Annotated in this window: 10 protein-coding genes; 6 read left to right on the forward strand and 4 right to left on the reverse strand. The window is 69.3% G+C overall.

Annotated features, from left to right (window positions below; translation table 11 throughout):
* The first annotated feature begins 55 nt into the window (after positions 1-55).
* The 5 genes from HDA40_RS37385 to HDA40_RS37405 all read left to right on the forward strand — a co-directional run bounded on the left by HDA40_RS37385 (position 56) and on the right by HDA40_RS37405 (position 9,604).
* Positions 56-631, forward strand: a complete 576-nt coding sequence (locus HDA40_RS37385; RefSeq protein ID WP_253762598.1) for a helix-turn-helix transcriptional regulator — start codon at positions 56-58, stop codon at positions 629-631.
* Positions 632-720: 89 nt separating this feature from the next.
* The gene (locus tag HDA40_RS37390) at positions 721-3,660 is read left to right on the forward strand and encodes a helix-turn-helix transcriptional regulator (protein ID WP_253762599.1); all 2,940 of its coding nucleotides are present in this window, start codon (positions 721-723) and stop codon (positions 3,658-3,660) included.
* 96 nt (positions 3,661-3,756) lie between these two features.
* On the forward strand, positions 3,757-3,918 hold the full coding sequence (locus tag HDA40_RS37395; protein WP_253762600.1) for a hypothetical protein: 162 nt from the start codon (positions 3,757-3,759) through the stop codon (positions 3,916-3,918).
* Positions 3,919-3,960: 42 nt separating this feature from the next.
* A complete protein-coding gene (locus HDA40_RS37400) occupies positions 3,961-6,729 on the forward strand; it encodes a S8 family serine peptidase (RefSeq protein ID WP_253762601.1) in 2,769 nt (922 codons plus the stop codon).
* A gap of 31 nt (positions 6,730-6,760) precedes the next feature.
* Positions 6,761-9,604, forward strand: a complete 2,844-nt coding sequence (locus tag HDA40_RS37405; RefSeq protein ID WP_253762602.1) for a protease-associated domain-containing protein — start codon at positions 6,761-6,763, stop codon at positions 9,602-9,604.
* Positions 9,605-9,657: 53 nt separating this feature from the next.
* Here HDA40_RS37405 and HDA40_RS37410 read toward each other — a convergent pair whose 3' ends face one another.
* The 3 genes from HDA40_RS37410 to HDA40_RS37420 form a co-directional block, all read right to left on the reverse strand.
* Entirely contained in the window at positions 9,658-10,467 is an 810-nt protein-coding gene (locus HDA40_RS37410; RefSeq protein ID WP_253762603.1) for a CPBP family intramembrane glutamic endopeptidase, read from the reverse strand.
* Positions 10,468-10,627: 160 nt separating this feature from the next.
* Positions 10,628-11,863 carry an Ig-like domain-containing protein gene (locus HDA40_RS37415; RefSeq protein ID WP_253762604.1) on the reverse strand — a complete coding sequence of 412 codons (1,236 nt, stop codon included), beginning with the start codon at positions 11,861-11,863 and terminating at the stop codon, positions 10,628-10,630.
* A 95-nt stretch (positions 11,864-11,958) separates the two neighbouring features.
* Positions 11,959-13,053, reverse strand: coding sequence for an FUSC family protein (locus HDA40_RS37420; protein ID WP_253762605.1), 1,095 nt, complete (start codon positions 13,051-13,053; stop codon positions 11,959-11,961).
* Between the two features lie 261 nt (positions 13,054-13,314).
* Here HDA40_RS37420 and HDA40_RS37425 point away from each other — a divergent pair, with 261 nt between their 5' ends.
* The gene (locus HDA40_RS37425; protein ID WP_253762606.1) at positions 13,315-14,241 is read left to right on the forward strand and encodes a GNAT family N-acetyltransferase; all 927 of its coding nucleotides are present in this window, start codon (positions 13,315-13,317) and stop codon (positions 14,239-14,241) included.
* A 30-nt stretch (positions 14,242-14,271) separates the two neighbouring features.
* Here the strand turns inward: HDA40_RS37425 and HDA40_RS37430 are convergent, their stop codons facing one another.
* On the reverse strand, positions 14,272-14,589 hold the full coding sequence (locus HDA40_RS37430; protein ID WP_253762620.1) for a hypothetical protein: 318 nt from the start codon (positions 14,587-14,589) through the stop codon (positions 14,272-14,274).
* Positions 14,590-14,662 lie beyond the last annotated feature (73 nt).

The following is a 14,662-nucleotide window of genomic DNA, read 5'->3' on the forward strand; positions in this document are numbered from 1 at the left end:
ATGTCTCGGCGTGGGCGCGCCTGATTCCGGCACCCGTCAAGTGAGGCTTGCCGGAGTGCGAAAGGCATCCGCGTGCTCGACCACCCACGAGCGGAACGTGCGTGCGGCGGTTCCGGTCACCTCCGCCACGGTGGAGGTGACCCGGGCCGGGCCGGCTGTCATCGCAGCCTGGGCGCGCAGGATGTCGTCGACCGCCGCGGGCGGCCAGCCTCGCGCCGTCATCCTGAGCCGGGCTTCTGCAGGGGACTGGTTCGCGCAGTCCACGGCCCCGGCGAACCCCACCGGCTGGGCTGCGGCACTGGCCGACCCCGCCATCGGGGCCGTGCTGAACGCGATCCACCGCGATCCCGCCCGCGGTTGGACGGTCCAGAGCCTCGCTGACGAGGCCAACCTGTCGCGGGCCACGTTCTCGCGACGCTTCACGAGTCTGACCGGCCAAGCACCGCTGACCTACGTCACCTGGTGGCGGCTGACCCTCGCGGCCGACCTGCTGCGGCGATCCGACGCACCGCTCGCCGCGATCGCCGACCGCGTGGGATACACATCGGAATTCGCGTTCGCCAACGCGTTCAAACGCCAGCACGCCGTCGCACCGGGCAGATACCGCCGCACCGGCGCGTCGACCGGCTGACGGGCCGGGTGCCGGGACCTGGTCACTCCCGCTTTACTCACGCCGCGACTTGCGCCAAGATCGTTGGGAGTCCGGGTTGGAGGCGGGACATGGGCCGGGAAGCGGCGGCAAACGAAATGCTGTCCGGCGCTGCCGCGGTTTCCCCGCCGGCGCTGGTCGGCCGCGACGAGGAACTGGCCCGGCTGGCCGAGGTCGTCGCCACACCGGCGGCGTTGGTGCTCGTCGAGGGCGAGGCTGGACTCGGCAAGACACGGCTGCTGGAGGAGTTCCTGACGGCCGCCGACGGCTCGTTCACCGCGCTCACGGCGACCTGCCCTCCGCTACGTGAACCATGCACACTGGGCCCGATCGTCGACGCGGTCCTGGCCCTGGGCATCGGTACGCTAGCGCCACTGGAGCTGAGCCCGTTGGCGGGCGCGTTGCGTCCCCTGTTCCCGGAGTGGGCCGGGGAGTTGCCGCCCGCCCTCGAACCGGCCGAGGACGCCACTGCCGCACGCCATCGGGTGCTGCGGGCACTCGCCGAACTGGTCGACAAGCTGGGCGTCACCCTGCTCGTCGTGGACGACGCCCAGTGGTCGGACGATGCGACCAGGGAGTTCATGCTGTTCCTGGCGAATCGGGAAGGCGCCGGGCTGAGTCTCGTCGTGGCGTACCGGCCGGAGGACCTCGTCGACGACTCCTGGCTTCGGCGGCTCTCGGCGCTGCTGCGGCCGCATCGCTCGCGCCTGCGGCTGGTGCTGGAACCGCTGGGCCAGGCCGAGACCGCGGCGCTGGCGTCGTCCATGCTGGCCGGTGAGGCCGTGTCGGAGGGGTTCGCTCGGCATCTGCACGTGCACACCGACGGTGTCCCGCTCGCGGTGGAGGAGTGCGTGCGGCTGATGGCGGGCCGGGGCGACGTCATCCGCCACGTGGGGGTCTGGAAGCGGCTGCCGCTGGAGGAGATCGTGGTGCCGCCGACGGTACGCGACACCGTCCTCGAACACGCGGGTCAGCTCACCGCCGCGGCGCAGACCGTGCTGCGCGCCGCCGCCGTCGTCGCGGAGCCGGTCGCCGAGCAGCACCTGCGACAGATCAGCCGGCTGTCGCCCGACGAGTTCGAGGCCGGGATCGCCGAGGCCACCGCGCATCGCCTGCTCCAGGAACGCGACCGGCATCGGCTGTCGTTCCGCCACGTGCTCGCGGGCCGCGCGATCTACGACGCCATTCCCGAGCGGGAGCGGCGGTCGCTGCACGAGCGAGCCGGCGACGCGCTGGAGGCGTTGACGCCACCGCCCTTGGCGCAGTTGGCCAATCACTTCCGCCAGGCCGGCGACGGACAACGGTGGCGCAAGTACGCCGGGCTCACCGTCGAGGTCGCGGTGCAGACCGGTGACGAGGCGACCGCCGGCACGGTGCTGTACGACGTGCTGATCAACGGGGACGTACCGGTCGACGAGCTGTCGGAACTGGCGGACCGGCTGCCGCTCGGTTCGCTCACGGGCACGAAACGGCAGCGGGACGTGACGGAGTTGCTGCGTCAGACGCTCGGACAGCCGCAGCTCGCGCCTAGCGTCGAGGCGGACCTGCGGTTCCAGCTGGCCAGGATCCTCAACGATCTGGAGGACTATGGCGGCGCACGCTCCGAAATGGAGCGTGCCTTGCCGCATCTCGCCCGGACAGACGTGTCCGCTGCGATGGCCATGTTGGTGCTCGGCCTGCCCCGTGGACGCGTACCAGTGTCGGAGCATGTCGTGTGGCTGGACCGCGCCGCGGAGATCGGCGCGGGACTGCCGCCCTCGGATCGGCTCCGGATCGACGCGGGCCGGGCGGGTGTTCTGCTGTCGCTGGGGGACCAGCGGGGTTGGGCGGCGGCGGAGAACATCCCCGGCGAGGCAGGGGCGGGCCGGGACCGCCGGGTCATCACCGTGGGGCGGCTCAACGTCGGCCACGCGGCCCTGCGGTGGGGCCGGTACGCCGAGGCCAGCCGCTGGCTCGCGGACGCCAGCCGGCTCGCGGAGGAGTACGAGCAGGGCCGGCTCGAGGATCTGATTCTGGGATCGCAGCTGCACCTGGACTGGCTGACCGGGAACTGGGTCGATCTCGCCGAGCACGCGGCGGCGCTGGCCGGAAAGGAAGGCGTTCCGACGATCAGCCGCCTGGAACCCGCCCTGATCGGTGGGCTGCTGCACCTGGCTTCTGGCCGACTGCCGGCGGCGGGCCGCGAACTCGAACGGGTCGTCGACACGGTGCGAAGCTTCGACGCCTGGGAGTTCCTCGCGGAGGCGTCGGCGGCGCTGACCCGGATCAGGCTGGCGGAGGATCGCCCCGACCAGGCGATGGAGTCCTCCGCCGAGGCGTGCGATGTCATCGCCGACAAAGGCATCTGGATCTGGGGGACCGAGATCGTTCCCGCACGCGTACGCGCGCTGACCGCCGTAGGCGCGATGGACGAGGCTCGTGACCTCATCGCGAGCTTCGAAGCGGGGCTTGCGGGCCGGGACATGCCCGCGCCGTCGGCGGCGGCTGTCGAGTGCCGTGCCGTGGTCGCCGAGGCTCAGGGCGAGCACGCGTCCGCAGTCGAGCTGTACGCGCGGGCGGCCGGAGCCTGGGCCGCGCTGCCCCGGCCGTATGACGCCGCGCTGGCCCGGGAACACCAGGCGCGGAACCTGATCCGGGCGGGTGCCGAGGAGCAGGGACTGGAACTGCTCGCCGAGGTGCTGACCTCCTTCGCAGCCCTGCCGGCCGGCGGAGACGTGGACCGGGTCGCGCGTACGCTGCGCGAACACGGCAAGCCGGTGCCGCGTACCTGGCGAGGTGGCCGCAAAGGCTACGGCTCGGACTTGTCCCCACGGGAACTCGAAGTCGTCGAGCTGGCCGCCGAGGGTCGCACGAATCAGGAGATCGCCCGCCGGCTGCACCGCTCCCATCACACCGTGGCCAGCCAGCTGAAGTCGGCCATGCGCAAGCTGGAAGCCACGTCGCGGACGACGTTGACGGCGAAGGCGATCGCGGCCGGTGTCGTCGCCGAACCCGGGACACGCGACCACTGATTCATCCGAGTTCCCGGACGTTTGGCCCCGGCCACCGAGTTCTTTCACCAGCTCTAGGTATCGCGATCGCGGGCGGTCTTGATCAGGATGCTGACCATGCCAGATCGCGACGACGAGGACCAGAACCAGGCGATGCCCCCCGTTGAGGACGGCGTACGCGAGCGTACGACCCCAGCGCCCGCGAACGGCGACCAGCCGCGTACCCGGCCAAGCGGCGAGCCAGGCGCCCCATCCCACGACCGGTACGTGCCGCTGTAGGCGATCACCACCCCCAACCCCCGGAAGGTGAGGCACCCCTCCATGTCCGTCCTATCTCCGAGATGGCGATCCGCCGCAGCCGTGCTGGCTGTGCTGGCGACCGCCCTGGCGGTGACGATCACCGCACCCGCCACGGCCAGCCCTGGCGCGACCGCCACCTCCTCGAAGCCCACGAAGACGCCGAAGGACAAGATCCGGCCCGATCTGCGCAAACAGCTGGACTCGAAGGACCAGGCCGACTTCTGGGTCGCGTTCGAAGCCAAGGCGGATCTGTCGAAGACAGCGTCCATCAAGGACTGGAACGCGCGCGGCACGGCCGTAGCCGCAGCGTTGAAGGCGACCGCGGCGGCCAGCCAGCAGTCGGTCCGCGGGACGCTGGACTCCGCCGGCGTCAAATACCAGAGTTTCTGGGCCACCAACGCGATCAAGGTGACCGGCGGCAAGCGCGCGCTCGTCGAGGCGCTGGCCACCCGGGCCGAGGTGGCGTCGGTGTCACCGTCGTTCAAGGTCGAGCCGCCCAAGGTCACCGCCTCCGCGACGGTGGCCGCGGCCACGGCGAGCGCTGTGGAATGGGGCGTGGCCAACATCCGCGCCGACGAAGTGTGGGCCCAGTACGGCGTACACGGTGAAGGCATCACCATCGCCAGCATCGACACCGGTACGCAGTTCGACCACCCCGCGCTGGTCCGTCAGTACCGGGGCAACAACGGCGACGGCACCTTCGACCACAACTACAACTGGTTCGACGCGGCCGGCACCTGCGGTCCCGTTCCCTGCGACAACCACGGCCACGGCACCCACACGATGGGCACGATGGTCGGCGACGACGGCGCCGGGCACCAGATCGGCGTCGCCCCCGGGGCAAAATGGATCACCGCCAACGGCTGCTGCCCGGACGACACCGCGTTGATCGCGTCCGGACAGTGGATGCTGGAGCCCACCGATCTCAACGGGCAGAACCCGGACGCGAGCAAGCGGCCCAACATCATCAACAACTCGTGGGGTTCCACCACGCCGAGCGACGAGCCGATCCTCGAGGACATCAGCCTGGCCTGGACCGCCTCGGGCATCTTCGGCATCTTCGCCAACGGCAACTCCGGCCCGGCCTGCCAGACCAGCGGCTCACCGGGCAGCCGGGTGATCAACTACTCGGTCGGCGCGTACGACTCGAGCAACGCGATCGCCAGCTTCTCCTCGCGGGGGTCCGGTCAGGACGGCTCGATCAAGCCCGACATCTCCGCTCCCGGGGCGTCGATCCTGTCCAGCCTGCCCGGTGACCGATACGAAGCCTGGGACGGAACGTCGATGGCCACCCCGCACGTGGCCGGAACGATCGCGCTGCTGTGGTCGGCGGCCGGTGGCCTGGTCGGCGACATCGACGAGACGCGTGCCCTGCTCGACGGGACGGCGATCGACAGCCCGGACGGCCAATGCGGCGGCACCGACGCCGACAACAACGTGTTCGGCGAAGGCCGTCTCGATGCGGTGGCCCTGCTCAAGTCGGCCCCGATCGGGCCGGTCGGCCGGGTCGCGGGAACGGCCACGGACACGGCGGGTACGCCGATCGCCGGGGCGCAGATCACCGTCGCCGGGCCGGTCACCCGTCAGCTGACCACCACGGCCGACGGCGCCTTCGCGTCGGGGATCCTGCCGATCGGGACATACACCGTCAGCGCGAAGAAGTACGGCTACGAGGTTCCCAGCGCCACCGTGCAGATCACCCAGGACGTGACGTCGACCGTCGCGCTCAAGCTGGTGCCGTTGCCCTACAAGACGGTCAGCGGCACGATCACCGACGGGTCGGGCCACGGCTGGCCGCTGTACGCCAAGCTGAGGATCGACGGGTACACCGAAGGCCCGATCTTCACCGACCCCGTCACCGGCCGCTACAGCGTTCGCCTGCCCGCGTCCACGGCGTACCAGGTGCACGTGTTCCCGCAGTACGACGGCTACGCCACCAGCGACCGCACGGTGCAACTCGGCGACGCCGACCTCACCTACGACCTGTCGCTGACCGCCGACCAGTCGAGCTGCACCGCGCCGGGCTACCGGTGGAACGGCATCGGCGAGGACTTCACGGGCTGGACCAGCGGCACGACGGACGGCTGGACGACCTCCGGCCAACCGGCGTGGCGTTTCGACAACCCCGGCTACCGCACCGCGCCCAACGACGGAGGCGGCCGGTTCGCCGTCGCCGACGCGGCGTACGCGGGGGTCAAGCGCTTCGACACCACGCTCACCTCACCGGCGTACGACCTGTCCGCTCAGGACAGTCCGGAGATCAGCTTCGACACCGCGTACTACGGATCGAGCAACCAGCGGGCCGACGTGGACGTCAGCGTCGACGGCGGCAAGACCTGGACGAACGTGTGGCAGAAGACCACCGGCAACTCCTTCGGCCGGGTCACCGTCGCACTGCCGCAGGCCGCGCATCGCACCGGCGTCCGTGTCCGGTTCCACTACCAGGGCCGCAACGGCAACTGGTGGGCCTTGGACAACGTCTTCGTCGGGACGCACGCCTGTGTCGTGACCGAGGGCGGGCTCGTCGTCGGATTCGCCAAGGACACCACCGGTGCCTCGGTGTACGCCACCGTCGCGCGTACCGCCGCCGCGCAGGAGAAGACCGCCACCGTGACCACCCCGATCGACTCGAATCTCGGTGACGGCCTCTACTGGCTGTTCAGCTCAACGACCGGGCCGACCGAGCTCATCGCTACCGCCGCCACCTACACCAGCGCCACCGCGACGGTGCCGGTGGTCAAGAACGCCATCGTCACCCAGGACTGGACCCTGACCAAGGTCGGCGGCTGACATGACGACCTTCACGCCAAGGAGCCGCCCCGTGATCCGGGCATATCGCAGACTCATGGTCGCCTCCGCGGCCGCCCTCCTCGTCGTCACCGCTGGAACCGCCGCCACCGCGGACCCGGCCACGACGGATCTGACCACCACGACTACAACCTCGGCGACCACCGACGGCGGATTGTTGTTGCCGGGCCTGACGGCATCGGCCTACACGATCACCCTGATCACCGGTGACCAGGTCACGATGCAGCAGACCAGTGGTCGCTACACCGTCACCGCCACGGCGGCTCAGCGCGCCGACGGCACGATCCCCGCCATCGATGTCAAAGCCAAGTTCGGCGCCGATTCGGCGGTTTCCAGTGTGATCGCACTGCCGGCCGACGCCGCCGGACTGGTCAAGGCCGGTGTCGTCGACCGCAACGCGTTCGACGTGCTCTGGCTGGCGAAGCGATCGGCGGCGGGCGACACCTCGCTGCCGGTGACGGTCAAGTTCGGCTCCGGGCTGGACGTCGCGGCGCTGACCGAGGCCGCATCCGTCCTGCCCGGTGCCGCGGTCGCCGCGACCAGCCAGGCGGCCGGCACGGTCGACGTCCGCGTCGACGCCGCCAAGGCCACCCAGTTCTGGGCCGGCGTCGTGGCCTCCGGCTCCGCCGGGGACCTCACGGACTATCTGGTACGCGGCGTCGCACCGAAGCTGGAGCACGGCGTACTGGGGCTCTGGCCGACGGGCCACCGTTCCTCGACGATGACGCCGCAGACCGACACGGGCCAGCCGCAGTTCGACGTCACCTGGACCATCACCGCACCCAGCGGCGCGCAACAGCAGAACTGCAACGGACTCATCGTGACCATGTGCCTGTTCGTCGAGCCCAGCTTGGCCCAGGTCGGCGGGTCGGCGATCGGAACGCCGTACGCGTTGCAGAGCCTGAGCTGCGTGACGATCGATCCCTGCACGGGCTATGAGGCGAAGTTCCGGGTGCCGGCCGGCGTCTACGAGGGCGGCGGTCTGATGACCTTCCGGCTCGCCGGCGTCGACCAGATCTTCAACTTCGAGGTCCCGGAGTTCACCGTCGACCAGAACCTGACCATCACGACGGACGGCGGCTCGGCTCAGCAGCTGACCGTCGAGACGCCCCGGCCGAACGAGACCTACAACGGCACCCTGCTCACCTACCGCAGCTTCGCCAACGGCGCCGGCGGGGTCTCGATGGTGTTCACCATGTACGGCCACGCCAACTACTGGGCGGTGCCCAGTGCCCCGATCACGGTGGGCACCTTCCACCTGGGCCAGAACTGGGTCCTCGGCGAGCCATACGTCAGCATGAAAGTCGTCAAGCCCACCAAACGGCCGCTGGCCGCGATTCAGGCCGGCAACAACTACTGGGTGAGCCAGTCGTTCGCCCACTTCACCGGACGGCAGACCCTGGAACTGGTCGACGGCGGCCTGGGCCGGGCGGAAGACCTGGCCAAGATCGACGCTCGGGGCAAGCTCGTGATGCTGCAGATCGACGACGACAAGCTCGGCGGCATCTGCGAAATCGGCACGCCGGCGCTCGACCGCGCGAAGGCCGCCGGCGCGGTCGGCGTACTCGTCGACCCGGTTGCCAGCAACGGGCCGTGGCCGACCACGGTGTGCGAGTTGCTGCCGATCCTGCCGGCCTTCTGGAACCAGCCTTCGCAGGGCCGCCCCGAACTCCCGTACGCCGCGGTCACCCACACCGAGGCGGAGCAGCTGCTCGCGATGATGCGTACCGGGACCGTCAAGATCGAGGTCACCGGGTCGTCGCAGATCAGCCCGTACGTCTACAACCTGCACCTCTACCACGAAGGGCAGATCCCGGCCTCGCTCCACACCAAGCTCAGCGACAGCCAGCTCGCCGAGGTCCAGACGACCCTGAACGGATCGCCCACCGAACCCGACACGATGACCTACTCGGCCTTCCGCAAGAACCAGCACGCGACGGGCGGCGTCATGCTGGTCGGCCTCACCGGGGGCGTCCGCTACACCACCTACCAAGGACCGGTCTCACCCGACCTGGTCCGGGTCCAGCGGGACCTGTCGAACCATGGAACCGTGGAGGTGGTCGACCAGGCGGGCCCGATCGGTTCCCAGCAGTGGGGGACCGGACCGCTGGTGCCCGGCGCGCCGGAGCTGTCGACCAAGGTCTTCGAGGCCCGGCCGGGCGACTTCGACGGCGACGACTTCTACACCGCGGTCACCATCTGCTCGTTCTGCCGGCAGGGCGACACCTTCTATCCGCTCCTGCACCTGATCACCGGGGCGAGCCCGAACATCGTCAACGGTGCGTACATCTTCGCGCCGGAGAACCTGCACATGTACGCCGACGGCAAGGAACTGGCGCAGGGCAGCGACTTCCTCTGGGGCGCGGTCTACGACCTGCCCGAGGAGGCCAAGCGGTACGAGCTGACCGGGTCCAACAACGGCGGCGCCACCACGACGAAGTGGGGCTTCACCTCGGCGGCGCCGACCGCGGACGGCCGGCAGCAGGGAACCTGGTGCCCGCAGGGGATCGGCGTGCTCTGCCGATCCGAGTCGCTGCTGTTCCTGCGCTACGACGCCGGGCTCGACGCGACCGGTTCGATCACCGGTGGCGGCAAGCACGAACTGCGGATCACGGCGTACCACCAGGGCATCGAAAGCGCGACCACCGGGAATCTGGAGTTGTCGCTCAGTTTTGACGGCGGGACCACCTGGCAGCCGGTGAAGGCGACGGCCAAGGGTGGCGGAGAGTTCGTGGCGAGCTACCGCGCACCGCGCGCCGGCGAGACCGACGGCACGGTCAGCATCAAGGCCAATGCCTCGGATCGCGACGGCAACACGATCGAGCAGACCGTGCTCGGCGCGTTCACCGTCAAGTGATCGACGGGTGCGAAGGCCCGCGTGGGCCTTCGCACCCGTCCTGTGTGGAGATGTCAGACGAGGCCCAGGACGATCGCGACGGTGCCGACCGTCGCCATGAGCAGGGCCGAACCGGGATGCATACCGATCGAGAGCCGGATGTCGTGCTTGCGCCAGACCAGCCAGATCCCCGGGAACAGGAAGATGAGCTTGGACAGCACGGTCCACGGCGCCCAGAAGTGATACACCGAGAACAGGACCGTGTTGAGCACCGGCGCTCCCCAGCGCAGATGGGCGATGCGAGGCAGCAGGAAGCCGCGGAAGTAGAACTCCTCGATCAGGGGCAGGGTGAATCCGGTCAGCGGCAGGCACACCAGCATGGTGATCACCAGCATCGAGTGCGAGTATCCGTCGAGATAGGTGGTGGCGCTGCCACCGGCCCCTTCGAACGGGACCCAGGTGAAGAAGGTCTCGTAGACGACGTTGTCCAGCGGCACGAGGGCGAGCGAGACCACCGTCATCCAGACCATGAGACCCGCGATCATCGCGGTGACCTTCCCCCGTGGGATCGGCTTGTCCAGGTAGCCGACCACACCCTGGAGCGAGTATCGGCCGTTGCGTCGGCGGCCGAGCCACAATAATCCGAACAGGACCGGAATGAGGACGATGACCAGGGCGATCGCCCAAGCCAGGAAGATCGGATATGCCATCGCCTTGACCAACGGTTCGGCGATGAACAGGTACGCGGCGACGATCAGGGCGCCGGGCACCAGGTGCAGCGCGATCGACAGAGCGACGGAGTGGCGGTCGGCCAGCAGCAGCTCGACGATGCGGTTCGGCCGGGCCGCTGTCGCCGCGGCCGTGGGGGTCAGCGTGTTCTCCATGCCGAGAATGGTTGGCCCGAGCGCTGTCGCGGCCCTGTCACGGCCCTGACATCGGCTCAGTGCGATCTGTCAGTCGGCAGGACGACGAGCTTTCCGTGCCTGCGCAGGTCGCAGCCCCGCTCGCGGGGGAGCCCGGCCTTTGGGAGATCGGCGGAGCCGATCACCCCTCCAGCAGACTCCGCCGACGCAGGACATACACGAAGCCGAGACCGACGAGCAGCAACAACAGGGCACCGCCGATGAGTAGCCGGAGGCTCGCGCCGGTCACCGGCATGGATCCGCCTGACCCACTCGTGGTCGCGCCGGCGGTCGGAACGCTGTCCGTCGGAGTCGGCGACGGGCTCGGCGGCACGACCGGCGACCAGGCCACCGTGTTGTCGGTACTCGTGGACGCGGCGCTGTCCAGCCCCGCTGCGCTCTTGGCCGCCCCGGCCGGAATCGCCGCGGTCACCGTGCCGTCTGTGGTCATCCCGGTGACGTTCACCGTGTACGCGGCACCGCTGCCGGCGACAGTGGCGACCAGGGTGCCGCCGACGGTGCTGCCGGCGAAACTGATGTCGGCGGCGTCGAAGCCGGTGACCGGTTCGCTGAACGTGACCGCGAATTCGATCGCCGTCAGCGACGTCGGATCAGTCTGATCGGGTTCCTGCTCGATCGTCACCGTCGGTGCGACCGGCGTCCAGTCCACAGTGTTGTCCGTGCTGGTCGAGGCGGCGCTCGGATTGCCTGCCGCGTCGGTCGCGGCACCCGCGCCGATCGACGCCACCACCGTGCCTTCGGTGGTCATCCCGATGACCTTCACCGTGTACGCAGCAGCGCTGCCGGTGACGGTCGCGGCGAGGGTGCCACCAGCGGTACTCCCGGTGAAGCTGATGTCGGCGGCGTCGAAGCCGGTGACCGGCTCGCTGAAGGTGACCGCGTACGCGATGGGGGTGGTCGACGCCGGATCGGTTTGACTGGGAACCTGATCGATGATCACCGTCGGCGCGGTGCCGTCGGGCGTCCAGGACACGCTGTTGTCTGTGCTCGTGGACGCTTCGTTCGGCTCGCCGCCGCCGTTGGTCGCGACACCCGCCGCAATACCGGCGACGACGGTGCCTTCGGTGGTCATCCCGGTGACGCTGACCGTGTATGCGGCGGCGCTGCCGGTGACGGTTGCGACCAGGGTGCCGCCGGCGGTGCTGCCGGTGAAGCCGATGTCGGCGGCGTCGAAGCCGGTGACCGGTTCGCTGAACGTGACCGCGAAGTTGATCGGAGCCGAGGACGTCGGGTCGCTTTGTGCCGGGGCCTGATTGATCGTCACCGTCGGCGATGCCGCGTACGCCGGAGCCGCGAGCAGCTGGCTCAGGACCAACACCGTGCCGAGCAGGATTGCGGAACCGGCACGAGCCGACATGGCGTACCCCTTCGAAGGACCGGTGACCGCTGCAAGGTAACACGGTGATTCGTGCGAAACCCGCACTTCTTTCGTTGGTACGGTCGTCTATCGCTTCAGGATGGTTCGGCTGCCTGCGGTGGCGCTTTGGCCCCGCGTTTGGCAAGCAAGCCGGCGAGCAGCATGACTACCACGCCGATCGCCACGCCGCACAACGTCCACAGCACCCGGTAGCCCTCGGCGCCGTAGTCGGAGGGCGACGGAAGGTCGATCAGGACCAGCACTCCTGCGGCGATGGCCGCGGTATAGATCGCGTAGTTCCAGAAGCGGATCGCCACCCCGTGCATCAGCAGGACGAGCGCGACCATTTCGAGTCCGCGTAAGGTCGTCACCTGATTGACTCCGTTGACGCCGGCCGGGATCAGCAACAGCAGCGCGGCCGCGGCGGCGCCGATCAGCGCCCCGGCGACGCGCTGCATGCCGACGAGGGTCGTCTGCTGCAGGCCGGGCTGCATCGTCACGATGGCCGCGATCGGCATCCAATAACCGTGCGAGAGGTTCAGCCCGAACGCGAGTGCGACCGTCACGGCGATGACGACCGCGCGGACCACCGCGTACATGATCAGTGGCCGCGTCAGCTTCCGTTGAGCGGTATCGCCTGGCAGTTCCGCGATCGGCTGGGGACGGTCCGACCGCCCGCGGATCAGCCACTCGGCGAACGTCACCACGATCCACAGCGCCGACCCGCCGATCCAGGCGACCACCTGCGCCCAGGTGTGGTTGGTAATGCGGGATTGCTGATCGATGCCGACCGCGAATCCGAGAGTGATGAGGAACCAGAGATTGAGCAGCAGCCCCGCCGCGAAGCGATGCGCCCCGAGACCGATGGCCAGCCCGGCGGCCAGCGTCACCACAAAAGCCGCGAGCACCAGCCAGCCCCAGGCCGCCTGCCCGAGACCGAACCCCAGAGCGGTCAGGCCCGCGCCGATCAGCGCGAACACGGCGATGCGCAGAGCGCGTCGCCCGTAACCGCCGCCCGGGTCGGCCAGCCAGGCGAACAACACGCCGAACAGTGCGCTGAGCAGGTACTGCTCGTTGCCGAACGCCCAGAAGACCAGCATCGGCACTAGTGCGACGTCCAGGAACAGCACTGCCCGGGGCCAGTTGACTCCGGCAGGGTTGACCGCGAACACCTTCGACAGCACTTTCACGGAGGGCCCCCGCTGTCGTTGCCTCGATTGCTCAAACCGATGGTTCCGTTGAGTCCGTTACGCGCTTATTGTCCACGCGTGAAGGGTGCTCGGAGGCGCCTACGGCCATTCGGTCATCGGGGCTCGCAAAGGCAGGCCGAGCCGCGACCCATAAGCCGAAGGTTAAGCCTGCGATACCATCGTCGCCGTTGATCGCCTGCTCAGAAGCCCTGACGATGAAACTCCACCGCGGATTCGAGCGGCACAGACCCGAGGGATTGCATGAAACTCACTGTTCGCATCGCCCATCGCGACGAATTGCCCGCACTGACGACCTTCCCGAACGACGACGAGCGCAACGGCGCAACCGCTGCGTACCTGGCCGGTCTGCTGGAAAGTGGGTGCACTCGGCCAGAGTGGTGCGTGGTCGCCGAGCGCGACGGCCGGCTGACCGGCAACGTCGTGCTGTGGACGATTCCCGGTCGCACGGCGCCGATGGACCTCGTGCTGCTGGAACCGGGCGATCCGGACACAGGGGAGGCGCTGCTGGCACACGCCGCGGACCTGGCCCGCTCGCTCGGCGCGCAGTCGCAAGGGCACGTCCTCGACTCCCCGGCGCAGGCCCCGCAGTTCCAGCGGGACCCCGAGTCGCGCGAGAAGCTGCTGGCGGCCGCCGGCTTCACGATCAGCCGCGACGGCTGCCGGTTCCTGTGGACCGCGAACGATCCGATGCCGAACCAGGACGAGCGCCTGCACTGGCGTTCGCTGACCGACCTGGGCGAGGAACCCTTCGTGGACCTGCTCGCCGACACCTTCACCGACACCAAGGACTCGATCTTTCAAGCCGAGATCGCCGAACACGGCCTACGTGGCGCGGCCGAACGCAATCTCGCCGAGATGCAGGAAATGGATCACGAACCCGCCTGGTTCGAGATCGGCTACGACGAGCGCGACCAGCCCGTAGCGATCAGCCTGCCCGCGCGGACGAGCAACTCGGCAGTGATCGGCCTAGTCGCCGTCGCGCCGGCCAGCCGGGGCCAGGGGTACGCCACCAGCGTGGTCGCCCGGGGCACCCAGCTGCTGGTCGAAGCCGGCGCCGACGAGATCCGCGGCGACTGCGACGCGGGCAACATCGGCATGTTCAAGGCGTTCCAGCGCGCGGGCTACCACAACTTCGCCAACCGGAAGATGTTCAGCCGCCCGTTGTGACGGGCCGCTTCAGCAGAACGGGCCGACCGTTCAGCAGAACGGGCCGAATCGAAGGTCCCACCGTCCGGCGACGACCTCGGCGATGTAGGGGTGCCTGCGCCAGCCGCGGCAGCGTGCGACGATCAGCAGCCGCCACGCATCCGGGGTCACACCGGACGGTGACCCCGGTAGCAGGCGTACGCGGCGACCCAGGCAGGCCCCGCATCGGCCGCAGACCGTCGAGTCCGCCAACGCCTGGGCGAGCACCTCGACCAGCTCGGCTTCCGACTCGGTCGGCGCGGCGGAGGGCAGATCAGCCGCGCCGGACCGCCACGATAACCACGAACTCGACGGCAGCCCCCACTCCATTCGGACACCATCGCCCCGCCGCGAGGTTCTTCGCGCCCGTCATAGTCCCTGGTCCAAACCAGGGTTGCCGGGG

Origin of the sequence: Hamadaea flava, assembly GCF_024172085.1 — a bacterium.
GTDB lineage: Bacteria > Actinomycetota > Actinomycetes > Mycobacteriales > Micromonosporaceae > Hamadaea > Hamadaea flava.